Genomic DNA, 17,624 nt, shown 5'->3' with positions numbered 1-17,624 from the left:
ATTCCTGTAGTTTTAGGACTGTGGACTAAAATTACTAACGTAGATGTCTAACATTGACTACTTTTGGGTAGCTTTGTCCATGTTTTTACGAGCGGTTTCAACAACTCATCACCAAAGGCGCAGATCAACTTAGATTATGTAGTCTATGATACTGAATTTTCTTGGGTTCTGTGTGCTATTGTAGCAAAAATTTACAATCTAGATCGAAAAATCGGGTCAAAGCTGAAAAGACCGATCGAATATTTGGGCGATCGACAGCGATCGATTACCATAGCAAAAAACATCTAATTCACAGCAACCGCCAAGACGGTTATGAGGTTCCCTCTTCCTTATTGCCTCTTCCTTATTCCTTCCATCCTTTACATCCTTTACATCCGTTTCACAATCCGTTGCCGAACTTCCTTCTTGCTTCGGTCAACTGTCAACTGTCAACTGTCAACTGTCAACTGTCAACATGAACCCAACCGAAAAATCTCACTGGAAAACCCTAGATAGATTTGTAGAAATCAACTCTCATTGGGTAAAACTAATTGGCGAACATCTCGAAACAACCGAAGGACAAATAGTCGAATATTGGCGAGTAGAAAGAGCAGATTCCGTTGTAATTTTAACAATTCAAGCTGACAAATTGCTGTTTCCCGCACCGATGTACCGCCCCGGCGTGGCATCCACAACCCTTGACTTTCCAGGCGGTCGCGTACCAGAAGCCACAACACCAGCAGCCGCAGTTCCAGCTATAATCAAAAAAGAACTAGGCGTGACAGAAAGTGCGATCGCCCGCATCCAACCAATCAACACCACAGGCTGGGAAATCAACAGTTCATTCTCCAATCAAAAACTCTACGGTTTTGTAGCAGAATTGCACCCCACAGCCACAGTAAACCCCGAACTCATCGGTGCTGCATATCCTGTCACCCCCGATGGAATTCGCGACTTGCTCAAAAAATTAACTTGCCTCCAATGTCGAGCATTGTTGCTAGAATGGCAAAACCAAGATGATTTTAGATTTAGGATTTAGGATTTAGGATTTAGGGGATGCTCCCGCGACACTAGCCGATTAACGATTTCTTAAAACCAACATCACCGAAACTAATGATACCTGTCAATAATCATGAAGTTGCTGTCGAATGCCTCGACGTTACATATCGGCTCAACCGCAGACATTTAGTAGACAAACTCAATTTCAAAGTGCTGCAAGGAGAAGTATTAGTATTGCTGGGACGCAGCGGTAGCGGCAAAACTACTACCATGAAATTGATTAACAATTTACTGACACCAAGCAGCGGCGAAGTGCTTGTTATGGGAAAACCGACAACTCAGTGGGATTCAATTCAACTGCGGCGAAAAATTGGCTACGTAATTCAAGAAATCGGTTTGTTTCCCCATTTTACCGTCGAGCAAAACGTTGGTTTAGTGCCCAAATTGGAAGGCTGGGAGGACGATCGCATAAAATATCGCGTCCACCAACTGTTAGAATTACTGAATCTCGACCCCCAGCACTTCGCCAAACGCTATCCCCATCAGTTATCCGGCGGACAGCGGCAGCGTGTAGGCGTCGCCAGAGCACTTGCAGCAGACCCTCCGCTGCTGTTAATGGACGAACCGTTTGGTGCTTTAGACCCCATTACTCGCTTGGAATTGCAGCGGGAATTCCGTCAATTACAGCAGCAACTAGGGAAAACTGTGATTTTTGTGACTCACGGAATTCAAGAAGCTTTTTTTTTAGCCTCTAAAATTGGTTTGATGCAAGATGGGCGATTGGTTGAATTTGCCGCGCCGGATCAATTTATTAAATCTCAGCATCCAGAAGCTCGCGCCTTTTTGGAATCTTTTTAATTAGCTAAATTGGAATGCTGTTAGCAATCATGAATTACGCAATGATTAATTTTATTAACCGCTATGGTGCTGAGATGGTTCAGAGGTCGATGGAACACTTGTATTTAGTAATAGTCGCGATTGTTATATCTACGATTGTGGGAATTCCTCTGGGGATTTTAGTTACTAGAAAACCCAAATTGAAAAAGCCGATTTTGGGATTTGCGAATATTATGCAAACAATTCCTAGTTTAGCTTTGTTTGGCTTGTTAATTCCGGTGCCGGTATTGGGCGGAATAGGCGATCGCACGGCAATCATCGCCCTGACACTCTATTCCCTACTGCCGATTATCCGCAACACTTACACGGGCATTGTCGGCGTCGATCGGGCGATTGTGATGGCCGGGACAGGCATGGGAATGACGGATATGCAACTGTTGTGGCAAGTGGAACTTCCATCGGGCTAGCAACTATTGCGGCGGCAATTGGTGCAGGTGGCTTGGGAGTCTTTATTTTTCGGGGCGTTGCTACAGTCAACAATCAGTTACTTTTGGCTGGGGCAATTCCGGCGGCTTTGATGGCCTTAGCTGCGGATTTTGGGCTGGGTTTCGTGGAAGCGCGTCTCTCGAAAAGTACATTGAAAGGTGTTAAAGATGACTGAATTTGTGATTGCTGAAATCGTGCACTATCTTAAGGTATGTAGTTGCGCTTCAGCGCTCCGATCTTATATATATTAAGAGAGCGCTGAAGCGCAACAACGTACCTTAAGAGCGCTGAAGCGCAACTACGTACCATGTTTAAGCCGATCGCACTTCCTCTGCTAAATTCATCTCAGGTTCAGCCTTTAAAAGCGGCAAACTCACCCTAAAAATAGATCCCTGATTCTCGCCCGCACTCTCCGCAGCAATTGTCCCGCCGTGTGCTTCCACTAAATGGCGGACGATCGCCAATCCCAATCCCAGCCCGCCATATTTGCGCGTCAGAGACACATCTTCCTGGTAGAAAGAATCAAAAATAGATAGCAAAAAGTCAGGGTGGATGCCTTTACCAGTATCGCTGACGGCAATCAGCGCCCGATCCTCTGCGCGGGATCCGCTAACGCCCGATCGCTCCAGCCGAATCTCCACTCTGCCACCGTTAGGAGTAAACTTAATCGCATTAGAAAGCAAGTTCCAGACAATCTGCTGGAGTCGTACCGCATCGCCAGACACCAGCCCCAGATCCGGCACCATCGCATGAATCTCGATCGACTTCGCAGCGGCTGCCGTTTTCACAGTATCGATCGCAGATTCGACAGCCAAACTCAAATTCACCGGGGTGGGATTCAAGCTCAGTTTGCCGTGCATAATCCCCGCAATATCGAGCAAATCATCAATCAACTGAGTCTGCAATCTGGCATTGCGCTCGATCGTGTCTAAAGCTTTAGCAGTTTGAGCCGCATTCAAGGCTTGACTTTGCAGCAGTTGCGCCCACCCCAGGATCGGATTCAAGGGCGATCGCAATTCGTGAGAAAGCACAGCCAAAAATTCATCCTTAGCGCGGTTAGCTTTTTCCGCTGCTGCGCGCAGAGCTTTTTCCTGCTGCAAAATACTGTCGCGCTGCTCTTCCAAGCATTTTTTGTCTTCAATATCAGTTGCCGTACCAAACCATTTGACAACTCGATCCGATTCATTCTTGACGGGAATAGCTTGGTGCAAAAACCATCGATACACGCCGTCGCAGCGGCGCAATCGACCTTCGGCTTGATAAGGGCTGCCGTCTTGTTGAGCAGACATCCAACGATCGCCCATGGTAGAGACATCATCAGGATGGACAACTGCCGGCCAACCTTCAGCTTGAGCTCGTGCTACCGTCAACCCCGTAAAATCTAACCAGCGTTGGTTGACATCGAGCAATACCCCGTCAACGTTCGCTGTCCATACCAATTGCGGGATTGATTCCGTTAAATATCGATAGCGTTCTTCGCTTTGACGGATCTCTTTCTCAGCTTGTTTGCGATCGGTAATGTCGATCAGCGTTCCCACATAGCCAGTCACCGTTCCGTTACAGTCTAGGTAGGGCAGCGACTGGGTGTAGTACCAGGTAATGCTGCCGTCTGGCTGGACGTGCCTGCCTTCGTTCTGGTAAATTCCTCTGGGCTCGGGTTTTTGACACCACTCCAGCCATTCCCGTCTGAGACGATCGCATTCGTCGGGATGCAAAGTTTGCACCCATCCCATCCCCAAGGCCTCTTCTACCGATCGGCCTGTCATTTCGCCCCAACGGCGGTTGACATAGAGACAGTTATTGTCAATATCAAACCGGAAAATGGCTGTTGGAGAGGCTTCTGCCAGAGTCGCAAACTGGCGCTCGCTTTCCTGCAAAGCGATTTCTGCTTGTTTGCGATCGGTAATATCCTCAGCAATCCCTGTGAACCGATAAATTTTTCCTGTCTCATCTTTGAGCGGAAAACAGCGGTCTCTCACCCAGCGTACAGTGCGATCGGGCAAAACAATCCGGTACTCTTCATCGAACTTTCCTTCAACAGCTTTCTGCTCAAACGCTCGGGCGTTCGATTCGCGGTGTTCCGGATGCACTAAATCCTGCCAAACCCGAGAGTCATCATACAAAGATTGGGGATTCAAGCCCCACAGCCGTTCGTAGGCAGGACTGACATAAAGCACTCGCCCCGAAGGGTAATCGGAAATCCAGAACACAGCATCGATGCTTTCTGCTAACTGGCGGAAGCGTTCTTCGCTTTCCCGTAAAATTGCTTCGGTGCGCTTCCGCTCTTGCAGTTCGTGTTGTGCTTGCTGATAAAGCTCAGCCTGCCGAATGGCAATGCTCACCTGCTGAGCCAACTGCTGAAGCAAATCAATTTCTAAGGGTTGCCACAGGCGCGGGGCGCCACAGTGATGGACAATCAGCAGTCCCCAGCACTGGTTTTCGTGCAGGATCGGTACGACTAGATTTGCCCTGATTTGAAATTGAGTCAGCAGTTCGATGTGACAAGGGTCGATCGAGCCATCATGAATATCTGTTTTTGCCGTCACCAATCCTTGACGGTAGGGTTCAAGATAACTGCTTGCCAAACAGGGATCGTAGATTTGGGAAGCTAGGATCGATCGCCAGTCTGGCCCCACAGATTCCGCTACCACAGTCCCGCCGCCATCTGAGTGCAAACGAAATACGATCGCCCGATCCGTGTCGAGAAACTGTCGCACTTCCTCTACGGTTGTTTGCAAAACGCGCTCTAAATCCAGCGATTGGTGAACTTGCTGGGCAATTAGGGCGATCGCCCGCTCTCGCTGCACTTGTTGCAGGCGTTCTGCTTCTGCCTGTTTAGACTGAGTGAGGTCTACTACTGTACCCAGGAGCCGCAGCGGTTTGCCAGCCCAGTCATAGTAAAGTTGCCCTTTAGCGCCTACCCAATGCAGCGAGTCATCGGCCCAGACAGCGCGAAATTCAACTTCATAGCTAATCCCTGTCTCAAGGGTAGTGGTTATAGCCTCGCCAATTATCTCGCGGTCTTCGGGATGTACGAGTTCGATAAAATCTTCATAACTTGCCGGATAAGTTCCCAGCGGTAGACCAAAAATCGGCCCTACCAGATTAGACCACACTACACAATTGTTAGGAATCTGCCATTCCCAAGTACCCATCCCAGCGGCTTTCAATGCTAAGTGCAAGCGTTCTTCGTTTTGTTGCAGCTTGGCGTGTAATTGCGCTTTGTCGATCGTCCCCTTCACCGCCATCCGCAAACTCTCCGGTGCGATTTGTTCTTTGATGAGATAGTCTTGGGCGCCGGCTTTGATGGCTTCGACTGCGATCGTCTCGTTCCCAACTCCGACCACAATTACAGGCAAATATCGCTGCGATACTATTTTGCTTCGCAGTTGGGCGATAAATTGCAAACCGTCCATATCTGGCAGCCGATTATCGAGCAACACCAGATCCGGCTGGTGTTGTTCCCACAGCGCCAAGCCTTCTTGCCCTAACGGCGCTGCGATTATTTTGTATTGGTACTCGCGATCGCGCAGCAGATACTGTCGGTACTTATGACAGTCTTCCGGGCTGCGATCGACAATCAAGACGGTGCGCTGGATCTGACTCATTGCAAACCTTCCTTGCAAGCGCGATCGATCTTCATGGCAATTTCACAGCACCCATCGTGTAAAGCCTGGATGCTTCCCTTCAATTGACGAACATTCATCGGAGCGATCGTACAGCTATTTGTAACAGATACTGGCAAAACATCAGCCAAACGCAGAAAGTCTATTTTTTGTACAGGCTTAAAAAGCACATCGTGGCTACCAATACCACAATACCAATACATTCTATCTACTTTCAACAAATTATAGGTGCATAAAGTTTAAACCGTCAGCGTTGTGATTTTCTGCAAACCATCCGCGTTCGGAGGATTCGCCATCAGATTGCGGATTTCATTTGAGCGTGCAATGTATTCTCGATCGCTTAAAACAGCTTCACTCCCCTCCAGAGAAATAGGACTTGCCAAATCAATCCAAGAACGACAACCGCCGTATTCAGAAATGTACTGAATTTCGGCTGTTTCTGCGAGGCGATAAGCCCGCAGCAATAAAATATAAATTGGCTGATTTTTTTTCCATTTCAGGCGGTCGCCGACAAATTTTTCATTCCAAATATGGTAGGGAAATAGCGCATTAATTGCTGGTTCCCAAGCCACCAAAAAAACATCAGTAATCTCAGCCCAACTGCCAATTCTAATAGTTTCCGGATGCCAACCAGATTCTACAGTTTTTACTTGACTTGCAAAATCTGGCTTTAATAAATCAGGTTGTTGGTGTTCAAAAGTTGGATACAGTAAAACTTGCTTGTCACTGACATTAAACTGTCCCGCTTGTTCGCGAATACCACCTTTTCGCAACAGCACAATCGTTCTGCCCCCTTCCAAAGCATTAACAGCTACATTCCATTCTTTCAGCGCGCGAGTAGTTGATTTCATAGGATTTATTTGGGTTTTAACAATAGTAACAAAATCGCTGATTCAAAGCTACTCTACCTACTTTTTTCTGTTAAAATTAGATAGATTGAGGGTGAATACTAAAAATCCAAATCAGGACTTAGGGTATGGAAAAGCGACAATTGGGTACATCAGAAATTCAAATTACCCCGATAATTATGGGGACTTGGCAAGCTGGGAAGCGGATGTGGGTGGGAATTGAGGATGCCGAAACTGTCAAAGCCATGCGCGCCGCTTTTGAGGCCGGTATTACCACCTTTGATACGGCTGAGGTTTACGGAGAAGGGCATTCGGAACAAATTATCGGTCAAGCACTTTCAGACGTGCGATCGCAAGTAGTTTATGCTAGCAAAGTTTTCGCCAACCACCTCAGACCAGATTTGGTAGTCGAAGCGTGCGATCGATCGCTAAAAAACCTCAACACCGATTATATCGACCTGTACCAAATCCACTGGCCCGCCGGCACTTGGAATTCCGAAGCCGTACCAATTGCCGAAACCATGGACGCCCTGAACAAATTAAAGCAACAGGGGAAGATTCGGGCGATCGGCGTTTCCAACTTTTCCCGCGCCCAAATAGCAGAAGCCGCCCAATACGGACGCATTGACAGCTTACAACCGCCCTATTCTCTGTTTTGGCGCTGGGTAGAAAAAGACGCCATGCCCTACTGTACCGAAAATAATATCTCAATCATCGCCTATTCATCTCTAGCTCAAGGAATATTGACAGGTAAATTTGGGCCAGAACACAAATTTGCAGAAGGCGACCACCGCACCAAAAATAAGCTGTTCCTCAAAGAAAATTATGCCCGAGTGCAAACAGCATTAAATCAACTCAAGCCAATTGCCGATCGCCACCAAACAAGCTTAGGAAACTTAGCATTAGCGTGGTTGATTGCCCAGCCACAAACCAATGCAATTGTCGGCGCCCGCGACGCAGAACAAGCCACCGATAACGCTAAAGCGGCTGAGGTAAAGTTGAGTCAGGAGGACTTAAAAGAGATTGACGCGATCGGGCGAACAGTCACCGATCGTTTAGATGACAATCCCGTCATGTGGAACTTCTAAAATAGTTGACAGTTGACAGTTGACAGTTGACAGTTGACAGTTGACAGTTGATAAAGAACTTTAGTCCGAACGATCAAACCAACTTTTAAAGTCTCGGACGCATGGATAGTCAGAAACCGGGTTTTTTGCATTGTACTGCGTTACAGCCCGCAGATTCGATATAAAACCCGGTTTTTTTGGTATTTATTCACAAGTTTTATTCGCTCTAGCTTCCCATATCTCAAATCCCAAATCCCCAAATCCCAAATCCCAAATCGAATGAGTTACTGCCTAAACCCCAATTGTTCCAAGCCCCAAAACCCGGATGCAGCCAAAATTTGCCGAAATTGTCGGTCAAAACTGCTGCTGCGCGACAGATATCGGGCCATAAAGGCGATCGGACAAGGAGGTTTTGGCAGAACATTCCTCGCCGTTGACGAAGACAAACCCTCAAAACCCCGCTGCGTCATCAAACAATTTTTACCCACAGAAACCCAACTCATCCCATCAGCCAGCAATCGCAACAGCAAAAAAGCCGCCGAACTTTTTGAACAAGAAGCAATCCGATTGGATGAATTGGGAAAACACCCTCAAATTCCCGAACTATTAGCCTATTCCATCCAAGACAACCGACAATATGTAGTCCAAGAATTCATCGACGGACAAAACCTAGCACAAATTATAGCAACAGAAGGCACATTTACAGAAACTCAGATTCAAGAATTACTCAACAGCTTACTACCCGTCCTGCACTTCATCCATTCTCACAACGTTATTCACCGAGACATCAAACCAGGAAATATCATCCGCCGCGCCGATAAACAATTAGTTATAGTAGACTTTGGCGCTGCCAAAATTGCCACAGGTACAGCCTTACTCAAAACAGGAACCAGCATCGGCAGCCCCGAATACATCGCCCCGGAACAAGCCCGAGGCAAAGCATCTTTCACCAGCGATTTGTACAGTTTAGGCGTAACTTGCCTGTATTTATTAACTCAAGTTTCCCCATTTGATCTGTTCGATCCGGGCGAGGATGCCTGGATTTGGCGGCAGTATTTAAGTAACAACCCGGTGAGTAAAGAACTCGGGAAAATTTTAGATAAAATGATTGAAAATGCTACCAACCGCCGCTATCAAACTGCTGTAGAAGTATTAACACAACTGAATCCCCAAGCAGCAATTAAACTCACCATTCCGCAAAAAATCACCAAACCAGTCAAACCCGCCACCAATCCCAATCCGCCCCCACAGCAAACCCATAACTGGCAATGTATTCACACATTAAGCGGACACAAAAACTTAATTTCATCTGTAGCTTTCAGCCCCAACGGAGAAGTTATCGCCAGCGGCAGCGATGACAAAACAATCAAACTTTGGCAAGTTGAAGACGGGCAAGAAATAGTCACTCTCGCAGGACACGCTAACTCAGTTTATACAGTAGTTTTCAGCCCTGACGGAAAGACACTCGCCAGCAGCAGCCACGACAAAACAATCAAACTTTGGCGAATGAAAGACGGGCAAGAAATTCGCACACTTTCCGGTCACATTAACTCCGTTTATGGCTTAGCTTTCAGTCCAGATGGCGAAACTATTGCTAGTAGCAGTTGGGACAAAACCATCAAACTTTGGCGCGTGAAAGACGGGCAAGAAATTTGCACGTTTTCCGGTCACATTAACTTAGTTTACTTCGTCGCCTTCAGTCCAGACGGAGAAACTATTGCTAGCAGCAGTTGGGACAGAACCATCAAAATTTGGCGAGTCAAAGATGGCAAGCTAATTCGCACGCTGACAAGTCATACGGACTGCGTTCGCTGCCTAGCTTTCAGCCCAAACGGAGAGTTTCTGGCAAGCGGCAGTCACGACAATACGATCAAAATTTGGTGGGTTAAAGATTGGCAAGAAGTTTTAACTATTACAGGTCATTCCTGGTACGTTGATTCGATCGCATTTAGTCCAGATAGCGAGATTCTGGCTAGTAGCAGCAATCAAACAATCAAGATTTGGCGGGTTAAAGACGGTGAAGAAATTTGTAATATTGCGGGTCATACTAACTCGGTGTATTCTGTTAATTTTAGCCCGGAAGGAGAGTTTTTGGCGAGCGGCAGCAGTGATAAAACTATTAAGATTTGGCAGAATATGATGTTTGTTTGATTACCCACAATCAAAATTGTTTGTAATCGTTGGGCGGGGGCAGGTTTATGAGAAGTTTCGGTTTTAGGCAATTATTGTTGGTGAACCTGCCCCTACAGGAATTACGATCGATTCACCGGAAACGATAGGATTCAACCGTTCTCCCTTTCAATTTTCCGTCGCAACTCCCGAATTACTGTACTTGTATGGCGATCGCGCGACATTTGCCAGCATTCCTCCACAATTTCTGATACATTAAAATTGGGAAAATAACGGCTAACTGAACTTTCGACATATCGCTCGTTTTGCCAGTCGTAAATTCTGAGCTTATTTTTCTTAAACAGCCACACTTCCGGCACTTGATAAGGCAAGTAATCATCTACATCCGTGTAGCTAGTTACATCTACTTCAATTACTAAATCGGGTGGCGGTTCAACATCCCAAGCAATCCGATCTTTACCAAGAATTGCCGCGCAATTATCGATATAAAAACAATAATCTGGTTCAATCCCTCTTTCTTCCGGCAAATCCATCGTAATTGGTGTAAACGCTTCATAATCTCGCCCCAAGAAATCTAGCAGAACTATTGCCACAATTGCGATAATATGAGCTTGTTTTCCGTGTACGGGTAAAGGGGACATTAATAAAATCTCTCCTGGTCGATATTTGATGCGCGGAATCTGACGATCGCCCAATTGTTCTACAAGCGCTTGGTAATCCTGCCAACTACCAGGAAATTTTATCAGCGTTCCTGGGGGTAAGTGAATTTTTTCTGGGGTGACAACTGCAAACATAAAACTTATACCTCCTGACTGAGGATGTGTGTTTTAAACAACTAAAAGCTATTATCAATCTATCTGCTTCACTACCTCCAAGGCTAACCCGAGCACTTCTGCAATTTGCTCATCCTTCAATCCCAACTGTCGTAATTTACCAACCATTGCAATTTTAACTTGATTCGTGCCATCCTGGTAGTCGGGAGTCGCCGGCTGACTTTTATCTGGGGTAGGAGTGGGTAGTTCTGAGCAACCATTGATATAGTTAATTGTATTGCTATCCCAAAAATTAGTAGTGTTGCGATCGCCAAAATTTATATTCAGATTTAATTGCCGTTCTAGAACAGATTCCAGATTACTTTTATCAACTGGTTCATCAAAAGCATCAGATAACATATGCAAAAGCTTGTAACCTACATCCTTAGCATGACCCGCCGTACAACCGTAAGTATCTGCAATATCAGAATACTTTTGTCGATTCAGTATTCCCTCGATAATTTTACGCTGCAAGTCATTGAGACGTTTGCCTGTCTTCGCGCTGAGCACTTCATCTACAAATTGCAATATATGGGCAGTGTCCATCAGTAGGGCTGTCACAGAACTATAGTTAGTATACCCGACTTTATCCGTCTTTATCAGTCTTTTTCCGCCTTGCATAGCGATTTTAGAAATGCCCGTCTTTTTCCGTCTTTTTTTGCTTTGCAGTTTTGTGCCATCGGTCTATGATGTGGAAAAGGATAAAAATTAGCTTCGCTGGAAGAAGGGAGTGTACATCTAATCCCAATCTCCAATAGCGGCCGATGGTGCTTTACTGATGGTGCTTTACTATTTTGCGAGTTGCGATCGCACTTCTAAATTGTCTTCATAGATTTTGGGTGCTCGCCTGTATTTGTGAACAGAATTTCATCTACCAGTTTTAAAACTTTTGCGGTGTCCATAAATAGGTCAGATAGGCAGGTTTTTCCTATATTATCCGATCTTTACGACATTTGAGCAAATTTTTCTGGAAAGTTCCGACTCAATCGTACTGACAGGGCGATCGGGCTTGGGTTTTGATTGGGAAGGTATTGTTTGACACTTAGATTGTTAAATATGAATCCGTAAAAGGAGATAAGTATGAAAAAATTGATTGTGGGCATGATTTCTGGAGTTGGAATTTTTGCTTCTACAATATCAGGGGTAGCTCAGAATCCACCACCTCCAAACATCCCATCTGGTATCTATGGGAGTCAAGGTCACAGCTATTACTGGAATAACACCGAGAAAGCTTCGTGTCACATTGTCGGTCCAGCCCAGTTGAGGCTATTCGTTAATAGAGGTATGCCGAGTAGAGGAAATGCACCTTTTACCCCCTATAATTTTCAAGGTGGTTGTCTATGGCCTCAAGGGCTTTATGTGCCACCAAACAACGAAGGCAAAGTGATGTACATCAACTCCCGTCAAGAGATTTGCCACGTAGGACCGTCATTGTTCGGATTGTTACGCCAGCAATTTGGAGCGCCGCTGGAAGGTCTTTCTCTAGAAGTTATCTCTCAAGGTTTGACAAATATTGGTACTTGCCCCAATCCTGGATAAAATCTTGGGTATTTTTAATACTTCTGCGATGTCCGTAGAGCGATCAGATAGGGAGGTTTTTCAGATATTCTCCGATCTTTGCGACATTTGAGCAAATTTTTCGGGAAAAGTTCCGACTCAATCCGACTGACAGAGTTATCTCTGTTGATTTATGACTGTAAATCGATAGATGCGAATGTTTAGGTGACAAGATGAATAAATTACTGAAATTTACAATGTGCCTTGCTGCGGCTACCTTAGCCCAAGTTTTTACTGGATTTATTAATGATGCTCAAGCTCAACCTAAGAACCGCTCAGATTTGAATGGCTTACTACTCGCGCATCCTAGTAATGGTAAAGTCTACTGGATCGATCAAGGAAAACGACGGTGGATTGCAGGTCCTAATGTTTTCGACCTCTTGTTTCCTGGAAGGCAGGTTCAGCAATATATAGATGTCGAGCTGATTGAGGAAGCATCACCATTAACAATGGAAAATAGAGTTGTTCTTTGTAAAGAGAACGGTCATCGTTTAAATAACAAAGCGTATCTTTTGGATCAAGGTACTAAACGCTGGGTTGCAGGTCCAAAAGCTTTTGAACGTAACTTTGTTCTAAAAGCGGTAACACCTATATCTTGTCCGGCTTTGGTCAGCATCCCAGACGGTAGACCTATCCAATAGGTCGCCCACGTTTATGGAAGTTCTAATCTGAAGACGCTATTTCTCACTAGAGCGCTATTACTTTTTTTATTGATGGCGATCGATAAGGGGTGTGGATGCGATCGCACCTTGTCTTTTTTCACGGACAGGGCGATCGCACTCTTTGTGTGGATGCGCTCGCCCCTCTCTTTTTTACCGATCGACATCGACGCTTATTAGAAGCGGATAATCTCGATCGTGCATCGCGATCTCTGAAAACAAACATCAAATTCTCGAAAGAAGTTTGTTTGCCCAAGAATTAAGGGTATTTGAGAGGATTCTGCCCAGGCAAATGCTAGACGAACTGGTTCCAAATTCCCAATTTGAACCTGCACAAATACACCCCGCGCCTCAACACTTGCAAGATTTCCTGCCAATGGCAAGCGGACAGTTTGTTCCTCCCAAATTGCACCCAATTGCAGCCCTATGTCATAAGGTAATAGGTTGACCGCAGACCCAGTATCTAGCAGTGCATTCGCGGAGACAGAAAAGCCTGCATGACGAGCGAGTGATGGGAATCGTGGGTAATGCTTCATCGTCAGAAAAGGGAAACTCGATCGTACTAGGTATGAGTAGATGCCTCTCGGTCATCCCGAATCATCTGCATCAGAAGGTTTGCAGCTTCCGTTGCGTCGTAGGGCGACCAAACCGGATACTCTGATGCAGAAAAGATAACTTGTAGTTCAGCCTTTGGGATTTGCACAGCTAGGAGTTTGAAGAGTGATAATTTGTCTGACTGGCTCAGACTGTTCACCAAAGGAATTAACTCAGCGAGAGACATGGTTTAAACTCCTAGACATACGAGGATACATTTATCATAAATGATCTGTGAGACACGGTTTTATAGATAGGCGATCGATAAGGACTGGGATGCGATCGCACTTTTATCTACCAATAATCTAATTTTACACAGAAGTACGATCGCCCTTCCTCCACTTCTTCAACAACTCCGGCGTCACCAAACCTTGCGGAAAAAATATCGTCCCCAAAACAATCAGTACCCCAAACACAATTAACCGCCCATCCCGCAGAAATTGCGCCAACCAAACCGGCAATCCCTGAATAGTCGCCATTCCCCTCAAAACCTCCGGTAAAGCAGTAAACACCATCCCACCCAAAACTGCTCCCAAAAACGTTCTGCTACCACCAATTAACACAGAAGTCAAGTAAATAATACTAGCATCAAAAGTACCTTGACGCGCGTTCCAAGTATTCAGAAAATGTGCACTAACAGCACCCACAACCCCAGCTAAAATAGCACCTAACGTAAAAGCCAGAACCTTATAAAAAGTTGGATTAATGCCGATCGCATCAGCCGCCAACTCATCAGCGCGGATCGCCGCAAAAGCCCGCCCCACCCGAATCCGTTCCAGCCGATAGACAATCGCCATACTTACCAACAGTAAAGGTAGTACAATCCACAAATACTCGATCGGCGTTCCAAACGGTTGCGGAATCCCAAAAATCCCCACAGCCCCGCCAGTGATGTCCAGATTCAGCGATAAAACCCGCAGAATTTCCACAAAAGCAATAGTTGCGATCGCCAAATAAATCCCCCGCAACCGCAGCGCCGGAACTCCCACCAAAATACCCAACAACCCCGAAACAGCCCCTGCAATTATCATCTCCACCAACAGCAATGGCAGAGGAAATAAACCTTCTGTCTGCTTAAATACCGTCGTAGATAAAATCGCCGCAATATACCCACCCAAAGCATAAAAACCAGGGCTAGCGAGAGACAACTGACCAGTCATTAGAGGCAAATACAGCGACATTCCCAACATTGCACCCAGCAACATCGAGACAATCAGAAACCCATAAGTAGTAAAAAATGTAGCCATAACTTTATCTTAAATTATAAACATACTTAAATACGGGCTTTCTATCAAATGCGATCGCATCAGAATTATTCATTTCTCTCTTCTCTTTCTCTGCGCCCTCTGCGCCCTCTGCGGTTCAATCATTCCGATGTAACCGGAATCGAGCTAACAAACTTACACCTTTTGAATCAAACGCCGACCAAACAAACCCTGCGGCCTAACCAACAGCATCACAAACAATATCGCAAAAGCCACAGCATCCTTATAAGCCGAAAAATCACCCGGTACAAAAGCCTCCACCAAACCAATGATAAAGCCACCAAAAACAGCCCCCGGAATACTCCCCAACCCACCAAGCACAATCACAGCCAAACCCTTCAAACCAAAAGCAATCCCAAAATACGGCCCCGCAATACTCACACTAGAACCCACCAAACTCCCCGCCAAACCAGCCAGAAAACTACTCACAAAAAACGTCAAAACAATATACCTGTCAGTATCAATCCCCAACAGACTAGAAGTAGTAGCATCTTCAGCCACCGCCTGCATTGCCTTACCAAATTTAGTAAAATTTATCAAGTAAGTTAGGAGACTAACAATCGCCACAGCCACCACAAAAATAACTATTTGCACAGTCCGAATCGGAATCTGTTGATCCGCCGTACCAAAGTTAATAGCTGCTGGCAAATTGCCGTAAGTATTCGCCGGAAAAGTGTAAATCTCAGCCCCGACAAGATATTGAATCATATTTGCGATCGCCACCGCCGCCCCCAAACTCGAAACCACCGTCAGCAAAGGATCTGAGTTTCTGCGGCGTAAAGGCAAAAAAGCAACTCTTTCCACAATTACTCCCACCAAACCAGCCAACACACTGCCCAAAATTAGCGCCACCGCAAAAGGCAACTGCACGGGAATTCTAGCATTAGCCAACAACCCGTTAAAACCGAAAGCACCGCCCATCAGCGCATAAGTGAAATAAGCACCCAAAGTAAACACTGCACCGTGAGCAAAATTAATAATCCCGAGAATAGAAAAAACCAGCGTGTACCCCAGGGCAAAAATAGCATACACGCTGCCGATCGACAAACCATTCAGAAATTGTTGCAGAAATAGAGTTAAATCCATCGCCAGTCACAAATTAGGCATCAAAATTAAATCATTCAATCACAAATAGGCTAAAAAACTACTGTCCTATTTTTTGACTGCATCCGTTAAATCCGCTACAAAATCCCTTGCCGAACTTCCTTTATTTCAGAAACTCAAACTTCCCATTAACTCCATCCGCATCCATTTTAATTTGTGCCACATAAAAGTCTTTTTGATTTATTTCACCTTCCGGCGTAAAAGAAATTTCCCCCAAAGGCGTATCATATTTGGCAGTCAACAACTGCTCATTAAGCTTTGTACGCAATTCGGCCAAAGGCTTTTCACTAACCTTAGACTGAGCATTAATTGCCTTTAATGACTCCACAAAAACTTGAACGCCCGTAAAAGCTTGAGCGCTAAACTGAGGCGGTTCCTTCTTAAATTGAGCGCGATAACCATCGCGAAAAGCCTTATTAATTTCATTCTGATATTCCGGGCTGTAGGCTTGGGCAATCAAAACCCCATCGCAAAGAGCCTTGCAAACAGTAAATACATTGGAAGTATTCAGACCGTTGCCCCCAATGATAACGCCTTTATAGCCCAATTCCCGCAATTGCTTAATTAAATTGCCTCCATCTGCGGCCAACCCAGAAATAATGATCAAATCGGGCTTGACATTGATCGCGTTAGTGGCTTGAGATTGGAAATCTGTATCAGTAGTCAAGAATTTTTGGACTGTTGCCAATTCCAGCCCCATCTCTTTAACCGTTTTCTGGAAAGTTTCAGTCTCAGATTTGCTGAAAGCATCATTCTGAGCAAAAAACACGGCTACTTTCTTGATATTGGGATTTTGCTTGAGGGCGGCTTTAACTGCATTAGGTGCCACCACGGCGACAGGCGCGGAGACTCTGGCCACATAATCGCCAATCTGGGGAATGCCTTTAGCCGTATTGGAGGGTGCGAGGACGGGAACTTTGGCGCGATCGGCGATCGGATCGGCACCAAAAGCTTGCTGTGATAGAGTTGGGCCCACAATCCCCACCACCTTATCCTGATTGATCAGAGTATTGAACGCATTAATCGCCCCTTGTTCATCTCCACCCGTATCTTGGAACACCAATCTAATCGGCGTCCCATCCACACCGCCCTTATCGTTAAAATATTTCTCAGCAATTTTCGCCCCAGCCACCTGTTCCTGACCGAGTAAAGCCACATTGCTAGTTTGCGCCACCCCAATCCCAACCGGAATAGCCACAGAGTTCCCCGCAGCCGTACCCTGTGGCGTAGCTGTGGGAGTTGGTGAAGTACCTGGAGATACTGTATTAGTACCAGTCTGGGGAGTGTTGGTCTGACTGCAAGCCAGCAGCAGTGAGGCGCAGGTAAGGAACAAGGCAGTAGGACGAGCAGTAGGTTTTTTCATGGGCGGGCGATCGAACACATATATATAGAACATCTGTCTGTGTCTGTAGAGATATTCTACCCATTAGCGTCCGAGTCCCCGGAAAAAACCTTAGAATTACGCCCCAAACAAGTGAAATCCGGAAAAGCAGATTGGGCGATCGGGTCAAAGAGTCGGTCTCAACAGTCGAAACCCATACGGTGTATGAATTCAAAAAAATTCAAAATTATTTTCGCAAAACGCTTGACAAGCCCTTGCGAAATAAGTATATTAATAAAGCGCCAGAGAGAGAGCGGTTCACACCGCGAACTTAAGGCAC

General features: G+C 45.8%; 18 protein-coding genes. 8 read left to right on the top strand and 10 right to left on the bottom strand.

What is annotated here, in order from left to right; all coding sequences use genetic code 11:
• The first annotated feature begins 454 nt into the window (after positions 1–454).
• The 4 genes from JGK07_RS29135 (at position 455) to JGK07_RS29120 (ending at position 2,476) form a co-directional block, all read left to right on the top strand.
• Positions 455–1,018 carry an NUDIX hydrolase gene (locus JGK07_RS29135; RefSeq protein ID WP_293186989.1) on the top strand — a complete coding sequence of 188 codons (564 nt, stop codon included), beginning with the start codon at positions 455–457 and terminating at the stop codon, positions 1,016–1,018.
• A gap of 74 nt (positions 1,019–1,092) precedes the next feature.
• Complete coding sequence (locus JGK07_RS29130) at positions 1,093–1,836, top strand: ATP-binding cassette domain-containing protein (protein ID WP_293186990.1); 744 nt, start codon at positions 1,093–1,095, stop codon at positions 1,834–1,836.
• Positions 1,837–1,877: 41 nt separating this feature from the next.
• The gene (locus JGK07_RS29125; protein WP_293291162.1) at positions 1,878–2,282 is read left to right on the top strand and encodes an ABC transporter permease; all 405 of its coding nucleotides are present in this window, start codon (positions 1,878–1,880) and stop codon (positions 2,280–2,282) included.
• Complete coding sequence (locus JGK07_RS29120) at positions 2,255–2,476, top strand: hypothetical protein (protein ID WP_293291160.1); 222 nt, start codon at positions 2,255–2,257, stop codon at positions 2,474–2,476. The genes JGK07_RS29125 and JGK07_RS29120 overlap by 28 nt, the downstream gene beginning before the upstream one ends.
• 136 nt (positions 2,477–2,612) lie before the next feature.
• Here the strand turns inward: JGK07_RS29120 and JGK07_RS29115 are convergent, their stop codons facing one another.
• The 3 genes from JGK07_RS29115 to JGK07_RS29105 are packed head-to-tail and all read right to left on the bottom strand — an operon-like array spanning position 2,613 to position 6,778.
• Entirely contained in the window at positions 2,613–5,909 is a 3,297-nt protein-coding gene (locus JGK07_RS29115; protein ID WP_293243227.1) for a PAS domain-containing protein, read from the bottom strand.
• Positions 5,906–6,130, bottom strand: coding sequence for a hypothetical protein (locus JGK07_RS29110; RefSeq protein ID WP_293186992.1), 225 nt, complete (start codon positions 6,128–6,130; stop codon positions 5,906–5,908). Before JGK07_RS29110 ends, JGK07_RS29115 begins: the two co-directional genes overlap by 4 nt.
• Positions 6,131–6,166: 36 nt before the next feature.
• Positions 6,167–6,778, bottom strand: a complete 612-nt coding sequence (locus JGK07_RS29105) for a DUF1802 family protein (RefSeq protein ID WP_293186993.1) — start codon at positions 6,776–6,778, stop codon at positions 6,167–6,169.
• A 125-nt stretch (positions 6,779–6,903) separates the two neighbouring features.
• Between JGK07_RS29105 and JGK07_RS29100 the strand changes: the two genes are divergently transcribed.
• Both JGK07_RS29100 and JGK07_RS29095 read left to right on the top strand, forming a co-directional pair.
• The gene (locus JGK07_RS29100) at positions 6,904–7,863 is read left to right on the top strand and encodes an aldo/keto reductase (RefSeq protein WP_293243230.1); all 960 of its coding nucleotides are present in this window, start codon (positions 6,904–6,906) and stop codon (positions 7,861–7,863) included.
• Positions 7,864–8,121: 258 nt separating this feature from the next.
• Complete coding sequence (locus tag JGK07_RS29095) at positions 8,122–9,993, top strand: serine/threonine-protein kinase (RefSeq protein WP_293186873.1); 1,872 nt, start codon at positions 8,122–8,124, stop codon at positions 9,991–9,993.
• A 131-nt stretch (positions 9,994–10,124) separates the two neighbouring features.
• Here JGK07_RS29095 and JGK07_RS29090 read toward each other — a convergent pair whose 3' ends face one another.
• Entirely contained in the window at positions 10,125–10,766 is a 642-nt protein-coding gene (locus tag JGK07_RS29090) for a Uma2 family endonuclease (protein WP_293186874.1), read from the bottom strand.
• A 54-nt stretch (positions 10,767–10,820) separates the two neighbouring features.
• Complete coding sequence (locus tag JGK07_RS29085; RefSeq protein WP_293186875.1) at positions 10,821–11,330, bottom strand: hypothetical protein; 510 nt, start codon at positions 11,328–11,330, stop codon at positions 10,821–10,823.
• A gap of 534 nt (positions 11,331–11,864) precedes the next feature.
• Between JGK07_RS29085 and JGK07_RS29080 the strand changes: the two genes are divergently transcribed.
• A complete protein-coding gene (locus JGK07_RS29080; protein ID WP_293186876.1) occupies positions 11,865–12,323 on the top strand; it encodes a hypothetical protein in 459 nt (152 codons plus the stop codon).
• 191 nt (positions 12,324–12,514) lie between these two features.
• Complete coding sequence (locus JGK07_RS29075; RefSeq protein WP_293186877.1) at positions 12,515–12,982, top strand: hypothetical protein; 468 nt, start codon at positions 12,515–12,517, stop codon at positions 12,980–12,982.
• Positions 12,983–13,176: 194 nt separating this feature from the next.
• Here the strand turns inward: JGK07_RS29075 and JGK07_RS29070 are convergent, their stop codons facing one another.
• The 5 genes from JGK07_RS29070 to JGK07_RS29050 all read right to left on the bottom strand — a co-directional run bounded on the left by JGK07_RS29070 (position 13,177) and on the right by JGK07_RS29050 (position 17,359).
• Complete coding sequence (locus JGK07_RS29070) at positions 13,177–13,536, bottom strand: aspartyl protease family protein (protein WP_293186878.1); 360 nt, start codon at positions 13,534–13,536, stop codon at positions 13,177–13,179.
• 26 nt (positions 13,537–13,562) lie between these two features.
• Complete coding sequence (locus JGK07_RS29065; protein WP_293186879.1) at positions 13,563–13,781, bottom strand: hypothetical protein; 219 nt, start codon at positions 13,779–13,781, stop codon at positions 13,563–13,565.
• 124 nt (positions 13,782–13,905) lie between these two features.
• Positions 13,906–14,841 carry a branched-chain amino acid ABC transporter permease gene (locus JGK07_RS29060; protein WP_293186880.1) on the bottom strand — a complete coding sequence of 312 codons (936 nt, stop codon included), beginning with the start codon at positions 14,839–14,841 and terminating at the stop codon, positions 13,906–13,908.
• 153 nt (positions 14,842–14,994) lie between these two features.
• The gene (locus JGK07_RS29055; RefSeq protein WP_293186881.1) at positions 14,995–15,945 is read right to left on the bottom strand and encodes a branched-chain amino acid ABC transporter permease; all 951 of its coding nucleotides are present in this window, start codon (positions 15,943–15,945) and stop codon (positions 14,995–14,997) included.
• Positions 15,946–16,066: 121 nt separating this feature from the next.
• Positions 16,067–17,359 (bottom strand): ABC transporter substrate-binding protein, encoded by a 1,293-nt coding sequence (locus JGK07_RS29050; RefSeq protein WP_363319738.1) that lies wholly within the window; start codon positions 17,357–17,359, stop codon positions 16,067–16,069.
• Positions 17,360–17,624: the final 265 nt, after the last annotated feature.

Origin of the sequence: Microcoleus sp. PH2017_24_DOB_U_A, from assembly GCF_020738205.1 — a bacterium.
GTDB lineage: Bacteria > Cyanobacteriota > Cyanobacteriia > Cyanobacteriales > Microcoleaceae > Microcoleus.
Note: the sequence above shows the minus strand (reverse complement) of the source record. Positions and strands in the feature narration are given on the sequence as shown.